General features: G+C 61.0%; 23 protein-coding genes. 13 read left to right on the top strand and 10 right to left on the bottom strand.

The features are described from left to right. The first annotated feature begins 186 nt into the window (after positions 1 to 186). The 4 genes from GH769_RS03010 (at position 187) to GH769_RS02995 (ending at position 3,245) form a co-directional block, all read left to right on the top strand. On the top strand, positions 187 to 495 hold the full coding sequence (locus GH769_RS03010; RefSeq protein WP_229999207.1) for an arsenate reductase: 309 nt from the start codon (positions 187 to 189) through the stop codon (positions 493 to 495). 31 nt (positions 496 to 526) lie between these two features. Next, a complete protein-coding gene (dapD, locus tag GH769_RS03005; RefSeq protein ID WP_014717226.1) occupies positions 527 to 1,561 on the top strand; it encodes a 2,3,4,5-tetrahydropyridine-2,6-dicarboxylate N-succinyltransferase in 1,035 nt (344 codons plus the stop codon). A gap of 68 nt (positions 1,562 to 1,629) precedes the next feature. Beyond that, on the top strand, positions 1,630 to 2,835 hold the full coding sequence (locus tag GH769_RS03000; protein ID WP_032903252.1) for an aminotransferase class V-fold PLP-dependent enzyme: 1,206 nt from the start codon (positions 1,630 to 1,632) through the stop codon (positions 2,833 to 2,835). Beyond that, positions 2,832 to 3,245, top strand: coding sequence for a SufE family protein (locus GH769_RS02995; RefSeq protein WP_014717224.1), 414 nt, complete (start codon positions 2,832 to 2,834; stop codon positions 3,243 to 3,245). Before GH769_RS03000 ends, GH769_RS02995 begins: the two co-directional genes overlap by 4 nt. 117 nt (positions 3,246 to 3,362) lie before the next feature. On the opposite strand, the gene tcdA is transcribed toward GH769_RS02995, so the two are convergent. Beyond that, positions 3,363 to 4,172 (bottom strand): tRNA cyclic N6-threonylcarbamoyladenosine(37) synthase TcdA, encoded by an 810-nt coding sequence (gene tcdA / locus GH769_RS02990; RefSeq protein WP_019817865.1) that lies wholly within the window; start codon positions 4,170 to 4,172, stop codon positions 3,363 to 3,365. A gap of 217 nt (positions 4,173 to 4,389) precedes the next feature. Between tcdA and GH769_RS02985 the strand changes: the two genes are divergently transcribed. The 4 genes from GH769_RS02985 to GH769_RS02970 all read left to right on the top strand — a co-directional run bounded on the left by GH769_RS02985 (position 4,390) and on the right by GH769_RS02970 (position 9,629). Next, positions 4,390 to 6,981 carry a glycosyltransferase gene (locus tag GH769_RS02985; protein WP_014717222.1) on the top strand — a complete coding sequence of 864 codons (2,592 nt, stop codon included), beginning with the start codon at positions 4,390 to 4,392 and terminating at the stop codon, positions 6,979 to 6,981. 255 nt (positions 6,982 to 7,236) lie between these two features. After that, positions 7,237 to 8,388 carry a succinyl-diaminopimelate desuccinylase gene (gene dapE / locus GH769_RS02980; RefSeq protein WP_005785553.1) on the top strand — a complete coding sequence of 384 codons (1,152 nt, stop codon included), beginning with the start codon at positions 7,237 to 7,239 and terminating at the stop codon, positions 8,386 to 8,388. Then, a complete protein-coding gene (locus GH769_RS02975) occupies positions 8,388 to 9,197 on the top strand; it encodes a putative RNA methyltransferase (protein ID WP_032903254.1) in 810 nt (269 codons plus the stop codon). The genes dapE and GH769_RS02975 overlap by 1 nt, the downstream gene beginning before the upstream one ends. A 54-nt stretch (positions 9,198 to 9,251) precedes the next feature. Continuing rightward, positions 9,252 to 9,629 (top strand): hypothetical protein, encoded by a 378-nt coding sequence (locus GH769_RS02970; RefSeq protein WP_032903256.1) that lies wholly within the window; start codon positions 9,252 to 9,254, stop codon positions 9,627 to 9,629. A gap of 137 nt (positions 9,630 to 9,766) precedes the next feature. Here GH769_RS02970 and GH769_RS02965 read toward each other — a convergent pair whose 3' ends face one another. Beyond that, entirely contained in the window at positions 9,767 to 9,976 is a 210-nt protein-coding gene (locus GH769_RS02965; RefSeq protein WP_003189131.1) for a cold-shock protein, read from the bottom strand. A gap of 181 nt (positions 9,977 to 10,157) precedes the next feature. Between GH769_RS02965 and plsB the strand changes: the two genes are divergently transcribed. Genes plsB through GH769_RS02950 form a run of 3 tightly spaced genes read left to right on the top strand, consistent with a single transcriptional unit; the run spans position 10,158 to position 13,847 of the window. After that, on the top strand, positions 10,158 to 12,677 hold the full coding sequence (plsB, locus tag GH769_RS02960) for a glycerol-3-phosphate 1-O-acyltransferase PlsB (RefSeq protein WP_020300960.1): 2,520 nt from the start codon (positions 10,158 to 10,160) through the stop codon (positions 12,675 to 12,677). Between the two features lie 51 nt (positions 12,678 to 12,728). Continuing rightward, positions 12,729 to 13,130, top strand: coding sequence for a YbaY family lipoprotein (locus tag GH769_RS02955; RefSeq protein ID WP_014717218.1), 402 nt, complete (start codon positions 12,729 to 12,731; stop codon positions 13,128 to 13,130). Positions 13,131 to 13,157: 27 nt separating this feature from the next. Continuing rightward, the gene (locus tag GH769_RS02950) at positions 13,158 to 13,847 is read left to right on the top strand and encodes a DUF4197 domain-containing protein (RefSeq protein ID WP_003189124.1); all 690 of its coding nucleotides are present in this window, start codon (positions 13,158 to 13,160) and stop codon (positions 13,845 to 13,847) included. A 93-nt stretch (positions 13,848 to 13,940) separates the two neighbouring features. Here GH769_RS02950 and GH769_RS02945 read toward each other — a convergent pair whose 3' ends face one another. The 3 genes from GH769_RS02945 to GH769_RS02935 all read right to left on the bottom strand — a co-directional run bounded on the left by GH769_RS02945 (position 13,941) and on the right by GH769_RS02935 (position 18,494). Next, entirely contained in the window at positions 13,941 to 14,180 is a 240-nt protein-coding gene (locus GH769_RS02945) for a hypothetical protein (protein ID WP_014717217.1), read from the bottom strand. Between the two features lie 142 nt (positions 14,181 to 14,322). Continuing rightward, complete coding sequence (locus tag GH769_RS02940) at positions 14,323 to 17,388, bottom strand: efflux RND transporter permease subunit (RefSeq protein ID WP_032903257.1); 3,066 nt, start codon at positions 17,386 to 17,388, stop codon at positions 14,323 to 14,325. Positions 17,389 to 17,393: 5 nt separating this feature from the next. Continuing rightward, positions 17,394 to 18,494, bottom strand: a complete 1,101-nt coding sequence (locus GH769_RS02935) for an efflux RND transporter periplasmic adaptor subunit (protein WP_014717215.1) — start codon at positions 18,492 to 18,494, stop codon at positions 17,394 to 17,396. A gap of 93 nt (positions 18,495 to 18,587) precedes the next feature. Between GH769_RS02935 and GH769_RS02930 the strand changes: the two genes are divergently transcribed. Then, entirely contained in the window at positions 18,588 to 19,244 is a 657-nt protein-coding gene (locus GH769_RS02930; protein ID WP_019817872.1) for a TetR/AcrR family transcriptional regulator, read from the top strand. Positions 19,245 to 19,831: 587 nt separating this feature from the next. On the opposite strand, the gene GH769_RS02925 is transcribed toward GH769_RS02930, so the two are convergent. Continuing rightward, positions 19,832 to 20,614 (bottom strand): class I SAM-dependent methyltransferase, encoded by a 783-nt coding sequence (locus tag GH769_RS02925; protein ID WP_014717213.1) that lies wholly within the window; start codon positions 20,612 to 20,614, stop codon positions 19,832 to 19,834. A 96-nt stretch (positions 20,615 to 20,710) separates the two neighbouring features. On the opposite strand from GH769_RS02925, the gene GH769_RS02920 reads away from it, so the two are divergent. Then, positions 20,711 to 21,331 (top strand): hypothetical protein, encoded by a 621-nt coding sequence (locus tag GH769_RS02920; RefSeq protein WP_032903259.1) that lies wholly within the window; start codon positions 20,711 to 20,713, stop codon positions 21,329 to 21,331. 3 nt (positions 21,332 to 21,334) lie between these two features. Here GH769_RS02920 and GH769_RS02915 read toward each other — a convergent pair whose 3' ends face one another. From GH769_RS02915 to tsaB, 4 genes are all read right to left on the bottom strand, one after another. Next, on the bottom strand, positions 21,335 to 22,033 hold the full coding sequence (locus GH769_RS02915; protein ID WP_014717211.1) for an extensin family protein: 699 nt from the start codon (positions 22,031 to 22,033) through the stop codon (positions 21,335 to 21,337). Between the two features lie 10 nt (positions 22,034 to 22,043). After that, positions 22,044 to 22,904: a DUF72 domain-containing protein gene (locus GH769_RS02910; RefSeq protein WP_019817731.1), complete on the bottom strand. Its 861-nt coding sequence runs from the start codon at positions 22,902 to 22,904 to the stop codon at positions 22,044 to 22,046. Then, complete coding sequence (locus GH769_RS02905) at positions 22,904 to 23,206, bottom strand: hypothetical protein (RefSeq protein ID WP_020301144.1); 303 nt, start codon at positions 23,204 to 23,206, stop codon at positions 22,904 to 22,906. Before GH769_RS02905 ends, GH769_RS02910 begins: the two co-directional genes overlap by 1 nt. Positions 23,207 to 23,366: 160 nt before the next feature. After that, positions 23,367 to 24,053 (bottom strand): tRNA (adenosine(37)-N6)-threonylcarbamoyltransferase complex dimerization subunit type 1 TsaB, encoded by a 687-nt coding sequence (tsaB, locus tag GH769_RS02900; protein ID WP_019817729.1) that lies wholly within the window; start codon positions 24,051 to 24,053, stop codon positions 23,367 to 23,369. Between the last annotated feature and the right edge of the window lie 51 nt (positions 24,054 to 24,104).

Below are 24,104 nucleotides of genomic sequence, written 5' to 3'. Positions count from 1 at the left end.
TGTTACTCGCCTATGCTGCGCACTGGCACTTTGCGCAAAAGTCGCACGCTGTTGACGAGCGGCGCCGAAACCCGCTGGTCGTGGCATAATCGGCGATCTTTCATTTTCATACGTCCAAAGGGGGGCAATTCCTTGAGTGCTTCAAGCAAAACCTTGCACCTTTTCGGCATCAAAGCCTGCGACACCATGAAAAAGGCGCGCACCTGGCTCGATGAGCACGGGGTGAGCTATGAGTTCCATGACTACAAAACAGCCGGTATCGACCGCGAACACTTGACCCAATGGTGCAACGAGCACGGTTGGCAGGTGGTTTTGAACCGTGCGGGCACCACCTTTCGCAAACTCGAAGACGAACGCAAAGCCGATCTCGATCAGTCGAAAGCCATTGAATTGATGCTCGCACAACCCTCGATGATCAAGCGCCCGGTGCTCGATCTCGGTGACAGAACCCTGATTGGCTTCAAGCCAGATAGTTATTCGGCGGCCCTCAAGTAGGCCAGCCTTCCATTTTTGTAGAGGTAACAGCATGTCCAATTCCCTGTTCAGCCTGGGCTTCGGCGTCGGCACTCAGAACCGCCAAGGTGCTTGGCTGGAAGTGTTTTACGCACAGCCCTTGCTCAACCCGTCGGCTGAAATCGTTGCCGCCATCGCACCGATCCTCGGTTACACCGAAGGCAACCAGGCGATCACCTTCACCGTGAGCCAGGCCCTGCAACTGGCCGACGCGCTCAAAGGCGTCGATGCTACCCAGGCCGCCCTGCTCAGCCGCCTGGCCGAAAGCCACACGCCGCTGGTCGCGACCTTGCTGGCCGAAGACGCAGCGCTGACCTCCACGCCTGAGGCCTACCTCAAGCTGCACCTGCTGTCCCATCGCCTGGTCAAGCCCCACGGCCTGAGCCTGGCCGGGGTGTTCCCGCAGTTGCCGAACGTGGCCTGGACCAGCCAGGGCGCTATCGACATCAATGAACTGGCCGAGCGCCAACTGGAAGCGCGCCTGCGTGGCGACCTGCTGGAAGTGTTCTCGGTGGACAAGTTCCCGAAAATGACCGACTACGTCGTACCGGCTGGCGTGCGTATCGCTGACGCTGCTCGTATCCGCCTGGGCGCGTACGTAGGCGAAGGCACCACCGTGATGCACGAAGGCTTCGTCAACTTCAACGCGGGCACCGAAGGCCCGGGCATGATCGAAGGCCGCGTATCGGCGGGCGTATTCGTCGGCAAGGGCTCGGACCTGGGCGGCGGTTGCTCCACCATGGGCACCCTGTCGGGCGGCGGCAATATCGTGATCAAGGTGGGCGAAGGCTGCCTGATCGGCGCCAACGCCGGTACCGGTATCCCATTGGGCGACCGCAACACCGTGGAGTCGGGCCTGTACATCACCGCCGGCACCAAGGTTGCCCTGCTGGATGAGCAGAACCAACTGGTCAAGGTGGTCAAGGCGCGTGAGTTGGCTGGCCAGCCAGACCTGCTGTTCCGTCGTAACTCCGAGACCGGTGCCGTGGAGTGCAAAACCCACAAATCGGCCATCGAACTGAACGAAGCGCTGCACGCTCACAACTAAGCAGCCACTCGATGCCACTAGCGGGCCGCACCTTCGGGGGCGGCTCGCTTATACGAGTCTTGATCACCATGCTTGTGCCCTCCCCCTGGCGCGCCGATTTCCCGGCCATCGCCACCCTGCAACGGCAAGACCAGACCTATCTGGACAGCGCCGCGACCACGCAAAAACCCCAAGCCCTGCTGGATGCCATCAGTCATCACTACGCCAATGGCGCAGCCAATGTGCACCGTGCTCAGCATTTGCCTGGAGCCCATGCGACCCAGGCGTTCGAAGACAGCCGCAGCAAGGTCGCGCAGTGGTTGAACGCAGGTGACAGCGGGCAGGTCGTGTTTACCCACGGCGCAACCTCTGCGCTGAACCTCCTGGCCTATGGCCTGGAGCACTTATTCAATGCGGGCGATGAGATTGCCATCAGCGCCCTGGAACACCACGCCAACCTGTTGCCCTGGCAGCAATTGGCCAAACGCCGCGCACTCACACTGGTGGTCTTGCCTCTGGACGATGACGGCGTCATCGACCTGGACGCCGCGGCCAGCTTGATTGGCCCACGCACACGCTTGCTGGCGGTGAGCCAGTTATCCAACGTGCTCGGTGCCTGGCAGCCGCTGCCAGCCTTGCTGATGATGGCCCAGGCACACGGCGCCCTCACGGTGGTGGACGGCGCCCAAGGCATCGTCCATGGCCGTCACGACGTGCAGGCCCTGGGCTGCGACTTCTACGTATTTTCCAGCCACAAACTCTACGGCCCGGACGGCGTGGGTGTGCTGTATGGCCGTAATGAGGCCCTGCACCACCTGCGCCACTGGCAGTTCGGCGGCGAGATGGTGCAACAGGCCGACTACCACAGCGCCAGCTTTCGCCCCGCGCCGCTGGGTTTCGAGGCCGGCACTCCTCCGATTGCCAGTGTGATCGGCCTGGGCGCGAGCCTGGATTACCTGAGTTCACTGGATCCCTCGGCGGTGATCGCCCACGAAGCCGCCCTGCATGACTACCTGCTGCGTGGGCTTAAGGCCCGCAATGGCGTACGCGTGCTGGGATCGCCGCAGGTGGCGCTGGTGAGTTTTGTGGTGGAGGGCGTGCACAACGCCGACCTCGCCCACCTGCTGACCGAGCAAGGCATTGCTGTGCGTGCCGGTCACCACTGCGCAATGCCGCTGTTGAAGGCGATGAATCTGTCAGGCGCCATCCGCGTTTCACTGGCGCTCTACAACGATTCCGACGACCTGGAGCGCTTTTTTGAAGCGTTGGACCAGGCGCTGGACATGCTGCGATGAGCTTGCCGCTGGAGGCACACGCCGCACTGCAAGCGTTCCAGGCCATTGGCAGTTGGGAGCAGCGCGCCCGGGTGCTGATGCAATGGGGTGAACGCTTGCCCGCCCTGGCCGATGATGAAAAGGTCGACGCCAACCTGGTGCAAGGTTGCGAAAGCCTGGTGTGGCTGGTGGGGCGTTTGCAGGACGGCCATTGGCAGTTTACGGCGAGCAGCGAGGCGCGGATGATTCGTGGGTTGGTGGCGTTGCTGCTGGCGCGGGTCAATGGGCTGTCGGCTGATGAACTGCAAGCGGTTGACCTGCCTGACTGGTTCAATCAACTGGGCTTGTCGCGCCAGTTATCGCCGTCGCGCAGCAATGGCTTGAATGCCGTACTGCAACGCATGCGAGACCTGACGCGTACACAGAAATAATGTGGGAGCTGGCTTGCCTGCGATAGCGGCGAATCAGTCAGTATTTTCAGTGGCTGACACACCGCTATCGCAGGCAAGCCAGCTCCCACAATTTGGATCTATGTTCGGCAATGAGATTTAGCTGGGTTTGATGCGCTCCGACGGCCTGCGCACTCCCGCCACGATCTTGTCTACCGCCTTGGTGGCCGCCACCATGCCGAACGTGGCTGTGACCATCATCACCGCGCCAAACCCGCCCGCGCAGTCCAGCTTCACGCCATCACCGACAAAACTCTTCTGCAGGCAGATGCTGCCATCAGGCTTGGGGTAGCGCAGTTGCTCGGTGGAAAACACGCACGGCACGCTGTAATGACGAGTCACGGTGCGCGAAAAGCCATAATCGCGGCGCAAGGTAGAGCGCACTTTCGAGGCCAACGGGTCATTGAAGGTGCGGTTCAGGTCACACACCTGGATCAGCGTGGGGTCAATCTGCCCACCGGCGCCGCCGGTGGTGATGATCTGGATCTTGCGGCGCTTGCACCAGGCAATCAGCGCCGCCTTGGCGTTGACCGCGTCGATGCAGTCGATCACACAGTCGATAGTCGGCGTGATGTACTCGGCCATGGTATCGCGGGTGACGAAGTCTGCCACCGCGTGCACGGTGCAATCGGGGTTGATGCCGCGCAGGCGCTCAGCCATCACTTCGACCTTGGGCTTGCCCACGGTGCTGTCCAGGGCATGCAACTGGCGGTTGCTGTTGCTGACGCAGACATCGTCCAGGTCAAACAGCGAAATCTCACCCACCCCGCAGCGGGCAATCGCTTCTGCCGCCCAGGAACCCACGCCGCCGACGCCGACAATCGCCACATGGGCCGCTTTCAAGCGTTCCAGGCCCTCAAGGCCGTACAAGCGGGCAACGCCTGCAAACCGCGGATCTTCTGTACTCATCATCATTACCCCAAAAACCGGCGCGCATTATAGGGCTACGCAGCAGCAAGTTTTAAGCTACAAGTTACAAGTGAAGAACTTAGATGGAGTTTCGCAGACTAACGTCCGGCTTTTCTCTGTCTGCTGTACGCTCAGGGAAGCGCCAGTGTAGGATGCGCGCCGTTCGGCGCAGGCCGACACCTCTTTCGTTCCGCACCCTTTGGAACCCGACATAACCATGGCATCGCGTAAATTTGGACTCAACCTGGTGGTGGTGCTGGCAATTGCCGCGCTGTTCACCGGTTTCTGGGCGCTGATCAACCGCCCGGTCACCGCTCCCAACTGGCCCGATCAGATCTCCGGCTTTTCCTACTCGCCGTTCCAGCAAGGCCAGTACCCGCAGAAAGGCCAGTACCCTACCGACGAACAGATGCGTCAGGACCTTGCGATCATGAGCAAGCTGACGGACAACATCCGTACCTACTCGGTGGACGGCCCCCTGGGGGATATTCCCAAGCTGGCCGAAGAGTTTGGCCTGCGCGTGACCCTGGGGATCTGGATCAGCCCGGACCTTGAGCGTAACGAGCGGGAGATCCAGCGCGCTATCGAGATCGCCAACACCTCGCGCAGTGTCGTGCGCGTAGTGGTGGGCAACGAAGCGTTGTTCCGGGAAGAAATCACCCCCGAAGCCCTGATCGTGCTGCTCGACCGCGTGCGCGCCGCCGTGAAAGTCCCGGTGACCACCTCCGAGCAATGGCACATCTGGGAAAAGAACCCGCAACTGGCCAAGCACGTCGACCTGATCGCCGCGCACATCCTGCCATTCTGGGAATACATCCCAATGGACAAGGCCGGCCAGTACGTCCTCGACCGCGCCAAGGACCTGAAGAAAGCCTTCCCGAAAAAGCCACTGCTGCTGTCGGAAGTGGGCTGGCCGAGCAACGGCCGTATGCGCGGCGGCAATGAATCGTCGCCGGCAGACCAGGCGATTTACCTGCGTACACTGGTCAACAAGCTCAATCGCCAGGGTTACAACTACTTCGTGATCGAGGCCTTCGACCAGCCGTGGAAGGTCAGCGATGAAGGTTCGGCGGGTGCGTATTGGGGTGTATTCAACGCCGCGCGCCAGCAGAAATTCAATTTTGACGGCCCGGTGGTGGCGATTCCGCAATGGCGGGTACTGGCCATCGGTTCGGTGGTGCTTGCGCTGCTGTCCCTGACCCTGTTGATGATCGATGGCTCGGCCCTGCGCCAGCGTGGCCGCACCTTCCTGACCTTTATTGCGTTCCTGTGCGGGTCGGTGCTGGTCTGGATCGGCTACGACTACAGCCAGCAATACAGCACCTGGTTCAGCGTGACGGTCGGTGTGTTGCTGGCACTCGGCGCCCTGGGCGTGTTCATTGTGTTGCTGACCGAAGCCCATGAGCTGGCGGAAGCAGTCTGGACCCACAAGCGTCGGCGTGAATTCCTGCCCGTGGAAGGCGATTCGGACTACCGCCCGAAAGTGTCGATCCATGTGCCGTGCTACAACGAGCCGCCGGAAATGGTCAAACAGACCCTCGACGCGCTGGCCGCCCTCGACTATCCGGACTACGAAGTCCTGATCATCGACAACAACACCAAGGACCCGGCGGTGTGGGAGCCGGTGCGCGATTACTGCGAAACCCTGGGCCCGCGCTTCAAGTTCTTCCACGTCGCGCCCCTGGCCGGTTTCAAGGGCGGCGCGCTGAACTACCTGATCCCGCACACCGCCAAGGATGCCGAAGTGATCGCGGTGATCGACTCGGACTACTGCGTATCGCCCAACTGGCTCAAGCACATGGTGCCGCACTTCGCCGACCCGAAAATCGCCGTGGTGCAGTCGCCCCAGGATTACCGCGACCAGAACGAAAGCACCTTCAAGAAGCTCTGCTACGCCGAATACAAGGGCTTCTTCCATATCGGTATGGTCACCCGTAACGACCGCGACGCGATCATCCAGCACGGCACCATGACCATGACACGCCGCTCGGTGCTCGAAGAGCTGGGCTGGGCCGACTGGTGCATCTGTGAAGACGCCGAACTGGGCCTGCGTGTGTTCGAGAAAGGCTTGTCGGCGGCGTACTACCACGACAGCTACGGCAAGGGTTTGATGCCGGATACCTTTATCGACTTCAAGAAACAGCGTTTCCGCTGGGCCTATGGCGCGATCCAGATCATCAAGCGCCACACCGCCAGCCTGATACGTGGCAAGGACACCGAGCTCACCCGCGGTCAGCGCTACCACTTCCTCGCGGGCTGGTTGCCGTGGGTGGCCGATGGTATGAACATCTTCTTTACCGTCGGCGCCCTGTTGTGGTCTGCGGCGATGATCATCGTGCCGACTCGGGTCGACCCGCCATTGCTGATTTTCGCGATCCCGCCGTTGGCGTTGTTCGTGTTCAAGGTCGGCAAGATCATCTTCCTCTACCGTCGTGCGGTAGGCGTGAACTTGAAAGATGCGTTCTGCGCGGCCCTGGCCGGTTTGGCGTTGTCCCATACCATCGCCAAGGCGGTGCTGTATGGTTTCTTCACCACCAGCATTCCGTTCTTCCGCACGCCGAAAAACGCCGATAACCACGGCTTCTGGGTGGCGATTTCCGAAGCCCGCGAAGAAATGTTCATCATGCTCCTGCTATGGGGCGCGGCGCTGGGGATCTACCTGGTGCAAGGCCTGCCGAGCAACGACATTCGCTTCTGGGTCGTGATGTTGCTGGTGCAGTCGCTACCCTATGTGGCGGCGCTGATCATGGCGTTCTTATCGTCGCTGCCCAAACCTTCGGCGGCGCCCGAGCCCGCACCGGCGGCGTAAAAAGTGACGCAATGCACTAAACGGCGGCCCTTGGCCGCCGTTTTGCTATAAGATAACGGCCCTTTTGTGAGACTTGGCCTGGCCCAATTCTATGTGGGAGCTGGCTTGCCTGCGATACAGACGCCGCGGTCTGACAGGCACACCGCAGCGATGCTATCGCAGGCAAGCCAGCTCCCACATTGGAGTTGCGTCGCTCCAGGCTCTGTATTTCCACATTCGTCCTGCGCCCATCACACGCTTTCCGGAGTTCCCCCCATGACGGCCCATGCCGACCTTTCGCCGACCCTTCAACTGGCCATCGACCTGATCCGTCGCCCGTCGGTCACGCCGATCGATGCCGATTGCCAGAAGCTGATGATGCAGCGCCTGGGCGACGCCGGTTTTGCGCTTGAACCGATGCGCATCGAAGATGTGGACAATTTCTGGGCCACCCATGGCAAGCATGAAGGTCCGGTGCTGTGCTTTGCCGGTCACACCGACGTGGTGCCGACCGGTCCGGTACAGGCCTGGCAGAACGATCCGTTCGACGCGTTGATCGATGAAAACGGCATGCTCTGTGGCCGTGGCGCGGCTGACATGAAAGGCAGCCTGGCAGCGATGCTGGTGGCAGCGGAACGTTTCGTCACCGACTACCCGGACCACAAGGGTTCGGTCGCCTTCCTGATCACCAGCGACGAAGAAGGCCCGGCGCACCATGGCACCAAGGCGGTGATCGAACGTCTGGCCGCGCGCAAGGAACGCCTGGACTGGTGCATCGTCGGCGAACCGTCGAGCACGACCCTGGTGGGCGATGTGGTCAAGAACGGCCGTCGCGGCTCCCTCGGTGCCACCTTGACCGTGCGCGGTGTACAGGGCCATGTGGCTTACCCGCATCTGGCGAAGAACCCGATCCACCTGGCTGCGGCGGCCCTGGCTGAATTGGCTGCCGAGCATTGGGATGACGGCAACGCCTTCTTCCCGCCGACCAGTTTCCAGATTTCCAACCTCAATTCGGGTACCGGCGCCACCAACGTGATCCCCGGCGACCTGACGGCGGTATTCAACTTCCGCTTCTCTACCGAGTCCACCGTCGAGGGCCTGCAACAGCGGGTCGCGGCGATCCTGGATAAACATGGCCTGGACTGGCATGTGGACTGGGCGCTATCGGGCCTGCCGTTCCTCACCGAGCCGGGTGCGCTGCTGGATGCGGTATCTGCCAGTATCAAGGCGATCACCGGGCGTGAGACCAAGGCATCCACCAGCGGCGGTACCTCCGATGGGCGCTTTATCGCCACGCTGGGCACCCAGGTGGTCGAGCTGGGCCCGGTCAACGCGACGATCCACCAGGTCAACGAACGCATCCTGGCCAGCGACCTCGATGTGCTGACCGAAATCTACTACCAGACCCTGATCAAGTTGCTCGCCTGATGCTTGCCTGCCCCATTTGCAGCGCACCGCTCAATGCGGTGGACAGTGGCGTGGCGTGCCCGGCCGGGCACCGTTTCGATCGCGCGCGCCAGGGTTACCTGAACCTGTTGCCGGTGCAGCACAAGAACAGCCGCGACCCAGGCGATAACCTGGCCATGGTCGAGGCGCGCCGCGACTTCCTCAACGCCGGGCACTACGCCCCGGTGGCCAAGCGCCTGGCCGAACTGGCCGCCGAGCGTGCACCGCAGCGCTGGGTCGACATTGGGTGTGGCGAGGGTTACTACACCGCGCAAATTGCCCAGGCCCTACCCCACGCCGATGGCTATGCCCTGGATATCTCCAAGGAAGCGGTCAAGCGCGCGTGCAAACGCAGCCCGGCGCTGACCTGGTTGATCGCCAGCATGGCCCGCGTGCCATTGGCCGATGCCAGCTGCCAGTTCCTCGCCAGCGTGTTCAGCCCGTTGGATTGGCAAGAGGCCAAGCGCCTGCTCAGTCCCGGCGGCGGTTTGATGAAGGTCGGCCCGACCAGCGGCCACTTGATGGAACTGCGCGAGCGTCTTTACGACGAGGTACGCGAGTATACCGACGATAAACATCTGGCCCTGGTGCCGGATGGCATGCACCTGGCACACAGTGAAACACTGGAATTCACCCTGAGCCTGGCCGAAGCCCAGGACCGCGCCAACCTGCTGGCGATGACGCCCCACGGCTGGCGAGCCAGTGCCGAGCGCCGCCACGAGGTGATCGAGGCGGCCGAGCCGCTGCAGGTCACGGTGTCGATGCGTTACGATTATTTCGTGCTTCAATGACTGACGTTCACCCACCCGCGAATGGATTTTCGAATCCCGCAACGAGGAACATCCATGCGCCAACCCGATATTGAGATTTACCTGAAGGACGCCGACGTCGATCACAAGGCCATCGCCGCCTGGCTGGGCGCCGCCCTGGGCCCGTGCACCGACTGGGTCCAGAAAGGCCAGACCTACAAGTGCAAGGCCGGCAGCGTGCCGGTGACCTGGCTGCCCAAGGCAGTGGGCAAATGGAACAGCCTGTACCTGGAAAGCGACCAGACCCCGTGGGACGACGACATCGCCTGCGCCCGCGCCGCGTTTGTCGCGCTGAACGTCGAAGTGCGCTGCGCGCCGGGCACCTGGGTTGAAGAAGAGGGTGAGGAAAGTGCCGACACCTGGATTCGCATCAGCGTAGACGGTGAAGAACAGATCACTTGGAAAACCGCCTGACAGCCCATTGCCAACCCAATCAATGTGGGAGCTGGCTTGCCTGCGATGCAGACACCTTGGTCTATCAGTCAGACCACAGTGATGCTATCGCAGGCAAGCCAGCTCCCACAGTTGATTGGGTTATCAAGACCAAGTTGTTACAGGCCGACCACGTCCTCCGCCTGCAAGCCCTTCTCGCCGGTCACCACCGCGTATTCCACCTGCTGGCCTTCGGCCAACGAGCGGTGGCCTTCACCGCGAATGGCGCGGTAGTGCACAAACACATCCTTGCCATCTTCACGCTGGATAAAGCCGTAGCCCTTTGCATCGTTGAACCACTTCACATTGCCGGTTTCACGCGTTGTCATCTGTTCACTCCCACTGGTTTTTTTATTGTTGAGTCGCTCGCATTGAACTGCCGAGTATAAGACAGGCTCAAAAACCATCAACTCAACTTTACATCGCTGCTTTTTTGCCGATTTTCGGCGAATACGGCACACTACCCGCCCGAGCGCCTGCTCGGTTTTTTCCACTTGAAGCAGTTCGCCTATGACCCGCTCCCCGTTCCGCCGTCTGGTGTTTGGCACCTTGCGCCGACTGTTGTACCTCTGGGTTCGCTCAGAGACGATCAACCAGTCGTCCCTCACCCTTAACCTGGACCGCAGCCGGCCGGTTTTCTACGTCCTGCAATCACCCTCCCTCACCGAGTTGGCAGTGGTCGACGCCGAGTGCACCAAGGCCGGCCTGCCACGCCCGGTGCTGCCAGTGTCAGTGGGGCCGTTGATGGAGCCTGCGGCGTTCTTCTACCTCACGCCGGATCCGGATTGGCTTGGGCGCCAGGACAAGCGTGGCGCACCACCCACCCTGACGCGGCTGGTCAATACCCTCACCGAACACGCCGAAGAGAATGCACAAATCATTCCGGTCAGTGTGTTCTGGGGCCAATCCCCCGAAAGCGAGTCCAGCCCCTGGAAGCTTTTATTCGCCGACAGCTGGGCGGTCACCGGGCGTCTACGCCGGTTGTTGAGCATCCTGATCCTGGGGCGCAAGACCCGTGTGCAATTCTCCGCGCCTATCAACCTGCGCGAATTGATCGAGCACAATAAAGGCCACGAACGCACCGTGCGCATGGCCCAGCGCATCTTGCGTGTGCACTTTCGTAACCTGAAGACGGCGGTGATCGGCCCCGACCTGTCCCACCGCCGTAATCTGGTGAAGGGCCTGGTCAATATGCCGCTGGTGCGCCAAGCCATTGCGGATGAGGCCGAACGCGAAAAGATCGCCCCGGAAAAAGCCAAGGCCCTGGCCCTGCGCTATGGCAACGAAATTGCCTCGGACTACACCTACACCGCGATCCGCTTCCTGGAAGTGGTCTTGAGCTGGTTCTGGAACAAGATCTACGACGGCATCAAGGTCAATAACATCGAAGGCGTGCAAAAGGTGGCCCAAGGCTACGAGGTAATCTACGTGCCTTGCCACCGCAGCCATATCGACTACCTGCTGCTGTCCTACCTGCTGTTCAAGAACGGCCTGACCCCACCGCATATCGCCGCCGGCATCAACCTCAACATGCCGGTGATCGGCAGCCTGCTGCGCCGTGGCGGTGCGTTTTTCATGCGCCGCACCTTCAAGGGCAACCCGTTGTACACCTCGGTGTTCAACGAATACCTGCACACCCTGTTTACCAAGGGCTTCCCGGTGGAGTACTTCGTCGAAGGCGGCCGCTCGCGCACCGGGCGCATGCTACAACCGAAAACCGGGATGTTGGCGATCACCCTGCGCAGCTTCTTGCGCTCCTCGCGCATGCCTATCGTGTTCGTGCCGGTGTATATCGGTTATGAGCGTGTCCTCGAAGGCCGCACTTACCTGGGCGAACTGCGTGGCGCCAGCAAGAAGAAAGAGTCGATCTTCGATATCTTCAAAGTGGTCGGCGCGCTCAAGCAACGCTTCGGCCAAGTGGCAGTCAACTTTGGCGAACCGATCAAGCTGGCAGAGTTCCTCGACGCCGAGCAACCGGACTGGCGCGCCCAGGAACTGGGGCCGAACTACAAACCGGCCTGGCTCAACGAAACCACCAATCGCCTCGGCGAACAGGTGGCGCGTCATTTGAACGAAGCCGCTGCGGTGAACCCGGTGAACCTGGTGGCGCTGGCCCTGCTGTCCACCACCCGCCTGGCCCTGGATGAACAGGCCATGGCCCGCCAGCTGGACCTGTACCTGGCGCTGTTGCGTCGTGTGCCCTACTCGCCCCACACCACCCTGCCGGAAGGCGATGGCCTGGCGCTGATCAAGCACGTCAAGGACATGAACCTGTTGTCCGAGCAGAGTGACGCCCTGGGCAAAATCGTTTATCTGGATGAGCAGAATGCCGTCCTGATGACCTACTACCGCAACAACGTGCTGCACATCTTCGCCCTGCCGGCGTTGCTGGCGAGCTTCTTCCAGAGCAGCTCGCGGATGAGTCGCGAACAGATCCTGCGCTACACCCACGCGCTTTACCCGTACCTGCAATCGGAACTGTTTATTCGTTGGTCCTTGGACGACTTGGACAACGTGGTCGATCAATGGCTGGACGCGTTTGTCGAACAAGGCCTGCTGCGTTTCGAAAACGCCGTGTACCTGCGCCCGGCGCCGAGTTCGCGGCACTTTGTGCTGCTGACGCTGCTGTCCAAGAGCATCGCCCAGACCCTGCAACGCTTCTACATGGCGATCTCGTTGCTGCTCAACAGCGGCCAGAACAGTATCAGCGCCGAAGAGCTGGAAGACCTGTGCACGATCATGGCCCAGCGCCTGTCAATCCTGCACGGCCTCAACGCTCCGGAATTCTTCGACAAGAGCCTTTTCCGACATTTCATCCAGACGTTGCTGGAGCAAGATGTGCTGCGCCGCGATGAAGCCGGCAAGCTGGGCTATCACGACCTGCTCGGCGAACTGGCAGAAGGTGCGGCCAAACGCGTGTTGCCGGCGGATATTCGCCTGTCGATCCGCCAGGTGGCCTTGCACCGCGTGGACGGCGCAACCGAGACCGCGCCTGAACCGGTTGCCACCCCTCCTGAAGAAAAGCGCTAAATTGAACGAGGCGTCGGGCGGATTCCGGCGCCGTTGAAAAGGAGTTGCACCGTGAAAAAACTCATCCTTCTGGGCCTGACCGCCCTGCTCGGAGCCTGCCACTCGATGACCCCAACCCCAAAGGCCAGTCTGGACGGCGAAGTGTTCTACCTGCAACGCATCGCCCTGCCGCCGGCCGCCACCTTGAGTGTCAGCCTGCAGGACGTGTCCCTGATGGACGCCCCGGCCGTGACCCTCGCCGAACAGAAAGGCCCGGTCAAAGGCCAGGTGCCGCTGCCGTTTCACCTGAGCTATGACCCGGCTCAGGTCAAACCGGGCCACACCTATTCGGTCAGCGCTCGTATCGAGCTGGACGGCAAGCTACTGTTTATCACCACCGAGCGGCACACCGTGCAACTCAACGGCCAGGACCCACAACCGCTGCGCCTGCGGGTAGATGCGGCCGCACATTGATCATTCCCACTTCATAAGGAAGCGCCCATGCTCCGCAAATCTCTTCGCCTCACCGCCCTGTGTGCTGGCTTGCTGTTCGGCGCCAACGCCATGGCCCTGGATCTGGGCAGCCTGTCCCAGGGTGACGCCAGCGGCGGCCTCAAGGATGCCTTGACCCAAGGTGCACAGATTGCTGTGAAACAACTAGGGACGCCCGGTGGTTTCAGCAACAACCCGGACGTGAAGATCGGCCTGCCGGGCAAACTCGGCAAAGTCGCGGACAAGCTTAAAATGTTTGGTATGGGTGACCAGGTCACGCAACTGGAAACCAGCATGAACAAGGCCGCAGAAACCGCCGTGACCCAGGCCCAGCCAATTCTGGTCAACGCCGTGAAGAACATGAGCGTGACCGACGCCAAGGGCATTCTCAGTGGAGGCCAGGACTCCGCCACCCAGTACCTGAACAAAAGCAGCCGTGAAGAAATTCGCGCCAAGTTCCTGCCCATCGTCAAGGCCGCCACCGACAAAGTCGGCGTGGCTCAGCAGTACAACGCTCTGGCCGGCAAGGCCGCAGCCTTTGGCGCCGTGGATGCCAAGAGCGCCAACGTCGAAAACTACGTGACCGAGCAGGCGCTGGATGGTTTGTTCAAGATGATTGCGCAGCAGGAAGAAACCATTCGCAAGAACCCGGCGGCGGCAGCCACCAGCTTGGCCAAGAAGGTGTTTGGGGCACTTTAAGCTTTCGCCAGCGACTTGTACTGGGACGTAACGCGGCAAACACTCTGCGGGTGCAGAGTGTTTGCAACGGCTGAATATCAGAACTCAGCGCATTCAACGGCCGATTTGAGCGTTGGTATTCGCATTGCTGTTCGCGTTGGAAACGCTGTTGTTGATCGTAAAATTAGTGGTGGGCTGGGGATGATCGTATTTGAACGATTTGAGCGCGTCCGAAAGCTCACGCCGACTGACGGAGTCATTATGTGAATGTTTGGCGCAAGCGCCGCCCATCTGACCGCCGCCCAGCATCATGCCGAATGCCGAGTAAAAATTTCCCAATGCTTGTAGGAACATATCTATTTCGCCTCTATGAACGTTCTGGAAATGTTATCCACGTGATAAAAACCACCGAATAAAGTACCTGCGAACAGGTAACTATCTGTGGCAAGCCTGAAAAAAAGGTTCCCATTGGGCCCGCCCAAAAACAGTCACAGATTTACTCCACGTCCTTCCTGATCCTGAACCAAGCCGCGTACAACGCCGGCAAGAACAACAGTGTCAACGCCGTCGCCACGATCAACCCGCCCATGATCGCCACAGCCATGGGCCCGAAGAACACACTGCGCGACAACGGAATCATCGCCAGCACCGCTGCCAGCGCCGTCAGCACAATCGGGCGAAAGCGTCGGACGGTGGCTTCGATAATTGCCTGCCAGGGTGCCAGGCCGGCCTTGATGTCTTGTTCTATCTGGTCCACCAGAATCACCGAATTACGCATGATCATGCCCGACAGCGCGATGGTGCCGAGCATGGCGACGAAACCGAAGGGTTGGCGGAACACCAACAGGAACAGGGTCACGCCGATCAGCCCCAACGGTGCGGTGAGAAAGACCATGGCCGTGCGCGAAAAGCTGCGCAGTTGCAGCATCAGCAAGGTCAGCACCACCACGATAAACAGCGGCACGCCGGCCTTCACCGAGTTTTGCCCCCGCGCAGAGTCTTCAACCGTACCGCCCACCTCCAACAGATAGCCGTCCGGCAGCTCGGCTCGCACATCGGCGAGCGTCGGCAAGATCTGCTGCACGAGGGTCGCCGGCTGTTCCTTGCCATAGATATCGGCCCGTACGGTCACTGTGGGCAGACGGTTGCGACGCCAGATGATGCCTTCTTCGAATCCATATTCGAGGGTGGCAATTTGCGACAGCGCCACGCTTTTACCATTGTCGGTGGGCACGGCCAGGCTCGGCAGGCGCGACAGCTCGCTACGCTCATGCACCGTGCCGCGCAGGAGGATCTCGATCAATTCGTTGTCCTCCCGATACTGGCTGACGCTGGCGCCGGTCAGGGAACTCTGCAGGAATTTCGACAGGTTGGCAGTGCTCACACCCAGGGCACGGGCACGGTCCTGGTCGATATTCAGGTATACGATTTTGCTCGGTTCTTCCCAGTCCAGATGCACATTCACCACATGGGTATTTTCGCGAACCTTGGCCGCCACTTTGCGCGCCAGCGAACGGACTTCTTCGATGTGCTCGCCAGTCACACGAAACTGCACGGGGTAGCCTACGGGCGGGCCGTTCTCCAGGCGCGTGACCCGCGAACGCAGGGCGGGGAATTGCTCGTTGAGGGTTTCGATCAACCAGGTGCGCAGGCTTTCTCGTTCCTCGATGGTGTTAGCCAGCACCACAAACTGGGCGAAGCTGGCAGCGGGCAATTGCTGGTCCAGTGGCAGGTAAAACCGTGGCGAACCGGTGCCCGCGTAGGCGACATAGTTATTGATGCCGGCATGCTCCTTGAGCAACGCCTCCAGGCGCTTGACCTGTTCGGCGGTGTTGCTCAGGGAAGCGCCTTCGGCCAGTTTCAGGTCGACCATCAACTCCAAGCGACCGGAAGCCGGGAAGAACTGTTGCGGCACGAAGCGAAACAGTGCAACCGAGCCGATAAACAGCAGCAGGGTCAGCACGATCACGGTTTTACGCCGCTGCACGCACCACTCCACCAGACGCCTTACACGCTGATAGAAGGGTGTGCCGTAAGGGTCCGGGCCGTCGGTGCCGTGTTTGGCCGCATGAATCTTCGCCAGGTCGGGCAGGAGTTTTTCCCCCAGGTAGGGCACAAACACCACGGCCGCCACCCAGGAGGCCAGCAGTGCAATGGTCACCACCTGGAAGATCGAACGGGTGTATTCACCAGTGCTCGATTGCGCGGTGGCAATCGGCAAGAAGCCTGCGGCCGTGATCAGGGTGCCGGTGAGCATGGGGAATGCGGTGCTGGTCCAGGCGAAACTCGCGGCTTTGAGGCGGTCGTAGCCCTGTTCCATTTTGATCGCCATCATTTCCACGGCGATGATCGCGTCATCCACCAGCAAGCCCAGGGCCAAGACCAAGGCGCCCAGGGAAATCTTGTGCAGGCCGATGCCCAGGTAATACATGGCGGCAAAGGTCATCGCCAGTACCAGCGGAATCGCCAGGGCGACGACCATGCCGGTGCGCACGCCGAGGGAGAAAAAGCTTACCAGCAAAACAATCGCCAGCGCTTCAGCCAATACCTGGACGAATTCGCCGACGCTGGTCTTCACAGCTGCCGGCTGGTCCGACACCTTGCGTAGCTCCATCCCTGCCGGAAGGTTCTTTTGCAGGCGTGCGAATTGCGCTTCAAGGGCCTTGCCCAGTACGAGGATGTCGCCACCGTCGCGCATGGCCACGGCCAGGCCGATGGCATCTGCGCCCATGTAGCGCATGCGCGGTGCCGGTGGGTCGTTGAAGCCTCGATGGATGTCAGCCACGTCACCGATGCAGAAGGTGCGATCCCCCACGCGTATCGGAAAGTTGCGGATCTCCTCTACTGTCTTGAAGTTGCCCGAAACGCGCAGTTGCACGCGCTCGGTGGGGGTTTCAAAGAAGCCGGCGGTGGACACCGCATTTTGCTCCTGCAACGCCTGTTGTACCGCAGCCAGAGGCAAGCCGAGGGTGGCGAGCTTGAGGTTGGACAGCTCGATCCAGATCTTCTCGTCCTGCAGGCCGAGCAGCTCGACCTTGCCCACATCCGGGACGCGTTGCAGCTGGATCTGGATGCGGTCGGCGTAGTCCTTGAGCACCGCATAGTCAAAGCCGTCGCCGGTCAGGGCGTAGATATTGCCGAAGGTGGTGCCGAACTCGTCGTTGAAAAACGGCCCCTGGATATCCGGCGGCAAGGTGTGGCGGATGTCGCTGATTTTCTTGCGCACCTGGTACCACAACTCAGGAATCTGCGCCGAACGCATCGAATCACGGGCAATAAAGGTGACCTGGGATTCACCAGGACGGGAGAACGACACGATGCGTTCATACTCACCGGTCTCCATGAGTTTTTTCTCGATTCGCTCAGTGACCTGGCGCGAGACCTCCTGGGCCGTGGCTCCAGGCCAGTTGGTCTTGATCACCATGGCCTTGAAGGTAAAGGGCGGGTCTTCGCTTTGTCCCAACTTGGTGTAGGACAAGGTGCCAACCACGGCCAGCAGGATCATCAGGAACAGTACAATCTGGCGATTACGCAACGCCCATTCGGAAAGATTGAAACCCATGGGGACTACTCCTTGGCCGCCAGATTCACTACACGGTTGGAGCGATCCACCGGGCGCACGGGTTGGCCCTCATGGAGCACATGCACGCCTGCGGCCACCACCCAATCGGTGGCGGCCAAGCCTTCGAGTACCGGCACGGTGTTTTCGCCAAACGCACCAATGCGTACAGGGGTGCGTTCAAGGGTGTTGTCCGGTTTTACACGCCAAACGTAGGACGCACCGTTCTCGGCACTCAGGGCAGACAGCGGTACCGATAGGGGAATGACACCGTCGACCTGGATGAAAACCCGTGCGCTTTGGCCCAGTTCGGCGGGCACTTTGCCGCCGGTGAAGGCTACGCGCGCGGCGAAGGTGCGAGACTTGGGGTCGGCGGCAGGCGACAGTTCACGAATGCGCCCGGCGAAGCGTTGCTCTGGCTGGCTCCACAACTCCACCGACACCGGCTGGCCGATCTTGAAGCGGCCAAAGCCCTGCTCGGGCAGGCTGATCAAGACTTCACGCTCGCCATCGGTGGCCAGGGTGAACACCGTCTGGCCAGCGGAAACCACTTGCCCCACCTCGACGGCACGCTTGGCGACTACCCCATCCTGAGGCGCACGCAGCACGGCGTAGCCGGCCTGATTGCTGGACACATCGAACTCGGCCTTGATCTGCTTCAGGCGTGCTTCACCGGCTCGGTAGAGGTTTTCGGAATTGTCGTACTGCGACCGACTGACCATCTGACGGTCCATCAAGGTCTTGTAGCGATCTCGCTCCGCACGTACCAAGCTCAGATTGGCCTCTGCGGCGGCTACTTGGGCGCGGGTGGCCTCCAGTTGCAGGCGCACGTCCTGGGGGTCGAGTTCGGCCAGCGGCTGGTTGGCCTTGACCCGTTCGCCCTCCTCCACCAGGCGCTTGCTGACTTTGCCGCCGATGCGAAAGGCCAGGTCCGGCTCATAACGGGCACGCACCTCACCGGGGTAGCTGTCCATTGCCTGCGCCGACGGCTGCGGTTGCACCACCATGGCCGGGCGCACGGTGGTCTGGGCCGCTTCTTCATGGCCGCAAGCGGCCAACAGGAAGATCAGGCTGACAGGCAAAGCAAGGGGCAGGAAAGCGCTGCGCATGCTGAAGGACCTTTCGCAAATAGAGCTTGGAATAATTATACTGGCCGGTATGTTATTAATACCAAACTCACCAGTCCAGTATTAAAGGTGAAAATGTCCGACAATCCTCTGAACACCGCAAGCCCCGGGCGCCCCAAGGACATGGCAAAACGCCAGGCAATCCTCGAATCGGCAAAATCGCTGTTCCTGGACAAGGGCTATGCAAACACCAGCATGGACGCCGTCGCCCTGGCGGCCGGCGTATCGAAACTCACGGTCTACAGCCACTTCACCGACAAGGAGACGCTGTTCACCGCGGCGGTAGTGGCCAAATGTGAAGAGCAATTGCCGGTGATGTACTTCGAGCTTCCCGAAGGCATGCCCGTCGAGACGGTGTTGCTCAACATCGCACGCGGCTTTCATCGGCTGATCAACAGCGAGGAGTCGGTAAACCTGCATCGCCTGATGATGACCACCGGCAATCAGGACGTGAAACTCTCCCAGATCTTCTTCAACGCCGGCCCCATGCGCATGCTGCAAGGCATGGAGCGCTTGCTCGGCAAGATTGACCAGGGCGGCGCGCTGAGCATCGACACACCGTTCAAAGCCGCGGAACACTTCTTTTGCCTGCTCAAGGGCACGGCGAACTTTCGCTTGTTGTATGGCTGCGGCGGACAATTGAGCGCGCAAGAGGCCGAAGAGCATGTGCAGGACGTGGTGCAGTTGTTTATGCGGGCCTATCGCAGCACGGGGCTCGACAGCACCGCATAGGCGGTAGCAACCGACGGTAACCACGATGCGAAGCGAGTCGCTCTTGATCTGCTCTTGATCTGCTTTTGATTTTGATCTTAAGCGCCCCGTCAAACCACGCTGGCCGGAATTCGACAGGGATTTGGGGGGTAAACCGGCAGGGATGCCGGTTTAGCCGCCCCGCGCCATGGATGGCGCGTGGCGGCGGCCCCCCAACTCACTGGCGGATTACGGGCACACCGAGCCCAGGCGAGGTGCCGAGTGGTGGGGCAAGAGCGTTTTGCTTACTTTTGCGCTTTTCAAAAGTGAGCCGCTGTCAGAGCGGAACCCTAGGTGGCCGTTACCGCAGGAATGGATATGTACACAATCCAACTGTGTTGACTGCCAGGCAGCCTTCGCGAGCAAGCCCGCTCCCACAGTTTGGATAGCGGGGCGTCAGGTAGACAGGTGTCGGCTTTCAGGCCGTCATCGCAGGCAAGCCAGCTCCCACATTTGGATTGCGGCGCGCCAGAGAGATAGGCATCGGCTGTCAGGCCGTCTTCGCAGGCAAGCCAGCTCCCACAGTTGGATCTCGCCGCACCTGGGAGATAAGTGCTGCTGTTTGCAGCTTACGGCTTGAGCGCTTTCTTGGGATAAATGTCGTAGCGGCTGGACTTGCCATCCAGCGCATGGCTCGGCTTCGGCCCCTCAATGCAGGGTGCCTTGCGCGGACGCTTGACCACCACACGATGGCTGGCCAGGGCCAGAGCCGCCGCGAGCAACGCCGGGGCATCCGGGTCATCGCCCACCAATGGGCGGAACAGGCGCATTTCCTTCTTCACCAGGGCGGTTTTCTCACGGTGCGGAAACATCGGGTCCAGGTAGATCACCTGAGGCGGCTCGCCCTGCCAGTTGAGCATCACGTCGATGGAGTTGCCCTTGAGCAGCTTCATGCGCGCCACAATCGGCGCCACGTCAAAATCCTCGGCAGCGCGGGCCAGACCATCTTCGAGCAAGGCGCCGATCAGCGGCTGGCGCTCGATCAGGCTCATCTCACACCCGAGGCTGGCCAGCACGAACGCGTCCTTGCCCAAGCCAGCCGTGGCATCCAGCACCCGCGGGCGCACGCCCTGGGCGATGCCCACCGCCTTGGCGATCATCTGCCCGCTGCCGCCACCATACAACCGCCGATGCGCCGCGCCGCCTTCGACAAAGTCGACCCGCACCGGCCCTGGCGCATCAGGCCCAAGCTGTTGCAACTGCAAGCCGTGCTCCCCCACTTGCAGGGAAAAATCCGCATCGGCCACCTGCAGAGGCAACCCCAGCAGCGAAGCCCACTGTTCAGCGCGGGCCTGGAAGCTGTCAGCCAAGGCTTGGACCTGGATGCGGCTGGCCGCTGGTTGTTCGTTCATCAATCGCCACGCTCAAAAATATTAAGGATCGGCAAACAACGGCCGATAAAAATCACAGTCAGGTATTTTGCCAGAGCTGAGCGTCGACCGAGAAAAATGTCAGACATTCTTCCCCTTTCCATCGGTGTACTGCCGACCCACAACCATTACGGCCTGCGCAATACCCAAGCGCTGGCCGGGGTGAGTCATGTGTGGCAGGACTTCTTCGCCCGTGCGTTGGCCGAGCAGCTCGGTGAAACGTCGGACGCGCTCGCCGCCAAGACGCCTGCCCCGGCAGACCCGGCGGTTGAACCCCGCGAAGGCGCCGACCTGCTGGCGCAGATCCTCACCCAGCGTGAGTGCGATGTGAAAGACACCGAGATCGCCCCGCCGGAACCGCTCTTCCTGCCAATTGCCGAGTTCGAAACCGAGCTGCTGCCACCGGCCGCGACGCCGTTCCCGGAAGAAGAAGTCATCGTCCAGCAACGCCAACAAGCGTTTGAGAGCGAGTGGGTGCGCCCCATTGTGCTGAACGCCGGCCAACCGCTACCCGCGCCAGGCCCGGCGCCACAACCACGCCCCCTGCACCTGCCGATTGCCGAATTCGAGCTGGACCTGCTGCCACCGGCCGCCACGCCGTACCCCGAAGAAGAACTGCTGGCGCAGCAAAAGGCCCTGGATTTCGATTACTACTGGGCGCGCCCGCTGGTGACCCACAACCTGCGCCTGGCCGCCTGAACCTTAGCGACACACCCACCAACGCCCCATGTCCAGATGGAAATGGTTGCGATGGGCGGCGTTGTAGTCCGGGCTCAACACCACGTTGAAATCATCACAGGCGCCATCGCGTACCAAGCGCAGGAAACGCGCACTGTCGCCCTGGCCCGGCCAATCCTTGAGCACGCTGATGCTGCGCCCATCCGCCAGGCGAAAACCGGCGATATCCAGGGCATTGGCCGACGCATGCTGGCTGAGTCGACCGTCGGCACGGTTGTAGATATTACGGCAGGCAAAACTGCCCAAATGCTCGACGCGGCTCACCGCTTGGCCAAACACGGCCTGGGCCGCCGGTTGCAGGCTATGTCGCTCGAACAAGGCGAACGCCACCGCCAGCGGGCAACTGGCAAGAAAGCTGCTGCTCAAGGCCACGTCAGCGCCCTGCACGCGCAGGACACTGCGCAAGGGGCACGCTGCATCAGTCGGTGTATCGGCCTGGCGGCTCACGCGCAGACCAGAGGTGTTCAACACCTGGTCACACAGCGCTGGATCATCCTGCAAACGACTGAGCTTGTAGCGCGTCAACAGGTTGGGGCTCGCTCGCACATCCAAGGGCGCCCAGGGGTTCCATTCAGGCGGCATCGGCACCCAACCGCGCCAGACAGCCAACGCAAATGCCCCCACCAACAACAGCAACACACTCAATGTCTTGACCACACCCACGGCTCAACCCTCAAAGTAGTCCGAGCTGCTCCGCCACGGGTTCTCGATGCAAGGCAGGCAGCGGCGGTAGCCCTGGCAGGCGCACCATCAGCTTGGCGTGGAAGCGCAGCGCCAGCTGTGCCGCGAGACGGTTGTCCGACGTGTGCAGGAACATATAGGGCGTGCGGCCCTCTTCGATCCAAGTGGCAATCTTTTCCACCCAGGGAATCAGGAACGGGTCATTGGCCTCAAGGTCCGGATGCCCGATGAAGCGCACCTGGGGAAACTGCGTCAGGGCCGCCGGGCGCGGTGGCACCCGGGGCTTTTTTGACTGGGCATGCAGCACCGCTTCCGAGGTAGAAGTACAACTGAACAGTGCACGGGGATCGAGGCAGATGCGCTCGACACCGCGATCGCGCAACAGGCGGTTGAGCATGCGCTCAGCATCACCCTTGGCAAAGAACTGTTCATGACGCACCTCCACGGCCAGCGGCCGATCAATGCCATCGAGAAATCCAGCCAGCTCCGCCAGGCGTGGCGGCGTAAAGCTCTTCGAGAGCTGCAGCCACAGCGGTGAAACGCGCTCACCCAACGGGCTCATCAAGCCGACAAAACTTTCTGCCGCCGGCAACTGTTCACGTAAATCGCCAGCATGGCTGATATCGCCGGGGAATTTGGCGGTGAAGCGAAAATCATCAGGCATGATTTCGGCCCAGCGCTGCACAGTGGCGGCCGAGGGGCGAGCGTAAAAAGTGGTATTGCCCTCAACGGCGTTGAAGACCTGGGAATAGAGCCCGAGGTAATCGCTGGAACGTGCCTCAACGGGATACAGGTACTCGCGCCAGGCGTTTTCACTCCAGGACGGGCAGCCGATGTAATAAGGCAAACGCATCAGATATGGATATCGAGACCCAGCACTTCCATATCCCATTCGACAAAGCCGGCAGTGGTCAGGTAGCTGGCCAGGGCGGTGGCAACGCTTTTGCTCATGGAACGGGGAAAGACCATGTCTTGCTGACGGGCAGGAACGCCGCTGATACGTGCGCTCGAGGCGCCTGGAGCTTTGGAAGGCGTATCGGTGTGTACTTCGATGAAGTCCGGTGAATCCTCGACGGACTCGTCTACCGTCACGCTCGCCTTGCGCGGCTTACGCTTGAGGGGGTACGACTGTGAGGAAAAACCGTCTATACGCATACATGCAGACTCGGTATCAATGATGGCAATTTAGCGGCACTTTCCATGGCGCGCAAATGCTCTGGTGATAACTAGAACACATAATTTGTAAAAGGTTTAAAAACCCAGGCAAATTCTGACGATTGGCGAAATTTGCCGCGTAACGCCCACATTTTTGGCGTCAAATAATCCCGCGTTCGGCCTTGGTCTGCGCGACTTTATCGCGCAGGTACACCGGTGCTGCCTGGTCCGCCGCAATCGCCTCGCCGCGCTCGAATGCGAAACGTGCCAACGCCAGCAGGTCTTCGGCGTGGGGCAACATCGCTGCGTCCTGCTCGGCACACGACACCTTGATGCGCTCGCCATAACCCCAGCCCGTGCCGGCACCGAACCAATCACCGCTGGCGTCAGCGGGCAACTGCGCAGCTTCGGGGGCAAGCACCGCTTCCGCACCGACCAGGCGCATTTCGCCTGCGGTCTCACGGTAGCAACCCCAGTAAACCTCATCCATGCGCGCATCAATTGCCGCTGCCACCTGCGATGCCCCGTGCTCACGCAACGCACGCTGGGCCAGTACCGCCAGGTTGGACACCGGCAACACCGGGCGCTCCAGCGCAAAGGCCAGGCCCTGCACCACGCCAATGGCAATGCGCACGCCAGTGAATGCACCGGGGCCACGGCCGAACGCGATGGCATCCACGGCAGCCAGGGTGGTACCGGCGTCTTCAAGCAGTTGCTTGATCATCGGCAACAATTTCTGCGCGTGCAGGCGCGGGATCACCTCGTAGTGGCTCGTGACCTTGCCATCGTGCAGCAAGGCAACGGAGCAAGCTTCAGTCGCGGTGTCCAGGGCCAGCAGGGTGCTCATCGGTGTGGGTGTCCAAGTCGGAAAAAAGTGCGCCAGTATAAACAACAACGG

This window comes from Pseudomonas sp. CFSAN084952, from assembly GCF_009648855.1.
Lineage (GTDB): Bacteria > Pseudomonadota > Gammaproteobacteria > Pseudomonadales > Pseudomonadaceae > Aquipseudomonas > Aquipseudomonas paracarnis.
This window is presented reverse-complemented; position numbering and strand designations above follow the sequence as displayed.

Coding starts and splice junctions, on each gene's coding strand:
- GH769_RS03010 (WP_229999207.1), top strand. CDS start 187: ATGAAAAAGGCGCGCACCTGGCTCGATGAGCACGGGGTGAGCTATGAG.
- dapD (WP_014717226.1), top strand. CDS start 527: ATGTCCAATTCCCTGTTCAGCCTGGGCTTCGGCGTCGGCACTCAGAAC.
- GH769_RS03000 (WP_032903252.1), top strand. CDS start 1,630: ATGCTTGTGCCCTCCCCCTGGCGCGCCGATTTCCCGGCCATCGCCACC.
- GH769_RS02995 (WP_014717224.1), top strand. CDS start 2,832: ATGAGCTTGCCGCTGGAGGCACACGCCGCACTGCAAGCGTTCCAGGCC.
- tcdA (WP_019817865.1), bottom strand. CDS start 4,172: ATGAGTACAGAAGATCCGCGGTTTGCAGGCGTTGCCCGCTTGTACGGC.
- GH769_RS02985 (WP_014717222.1), top strand. CDS start 4,390: ATGGCATCGCGTAAATTTGGACTCAACCTGGTGGTGGTGCTGGCAATT.
- dapE (WP_005785553.1), top strand. CDS start 7,237: ATGACGGCCCATGCCGACCTTTCGCCGACCCTTCAACTGGCCATCGAC.
- GH769_RS02975 (WP_032903254.1), top strand. CDS start 8,388: ATGCTTGCCTGCCCCATTTGCAGCGCACCGCTCAATGCGGTGGACAGT.
- GH769_RS02970 (WP_032903256.1), top strand. CDS start 9,252: ATGCGCCAACCCGATATTGAGATTTACCTGAAGGACGCCGACGTCGAT.
- GH769_RS02965 (WP_003189131.1), bottom strand. CDS start 9,976: ATGACAACGCGTGAAACCGGCAATGTGAAGTGGTTCAACGATGCAAAG.
- plsB (WP_020300960.1), top strand. CDS start 10,158: ATGACCCGCTCCCCGTTCCGCCGTCTGGTGTTTGGCACCTTGCGCCGA.
- GH769_RS02950 (WP_003189124.1), top strand. CDS start 13,158: ATGCTCCGCAAATCTCTTCGCCTCACCGCCCTGTGTGCTGGCTTGCTG.
- GH769_RS02945 (WP_014717217.1), bottom strand. CDS start 14,180: ATGTTCCTACAAGCATTGGGAAATTTTTACTCGGCATTCGGCATGATG.
- GH769_RS02940 (WP_032903257.1), bottom strand. CDS start 17,388: ATGGGTTTCAATCTTTCCGAATGGGCGTTGCGTAATCGCCAGATTGTA.
- GH769_RS02935 (WP_014717215.1), bottom strand. CDS start 18,494: ATGCGCAGCGCTTTCCTGCCCCTTGCTTTGCCTGTCAGCCTGATCTTC.
- GH769_RS02930 (WP_019817872.1), top strand. CDS start 18,588: ATGTCCGACAATCCTCTGAACACCGCAAGCCCCGGGCGCCCCAAGGAC.
- GH769_RS02925 (WP_014717213.1), bottom strand. CDS start 20,614: ATGAACGAACAACCAGCGGCCAGCCGCATCCAGGTCCAAGCCTTGGCT.
- GH769_RS02920 (WP_032903259.1), top strand. CDS start 20,711: ATGTCAGACATTCTTCCCCTTTCCATCGGTGTACTGCCGACCCACAAC.
- GH769_RS02910 (WP_019817731.1), bottom strand. CDS start 22,904: ATGCGTTTGCCTTATTACATCGGCTGCCCGTCCTGGAGTGAAAACGCC.
- GH769_RS02905 (WP_020301144.1), bottom strand. CDS start 23,206: ATGCGTATAGACGGTTTTTCCTCACAGTCGTACCCCCTCAAGCGTAAG.
- tsaB (WP_019817729.1), bottom strand. CDS start 24,053: ATGAGCACCCTGCTGGCCCTGGACACCGCGACTGAAGCTTGCTCCGTT.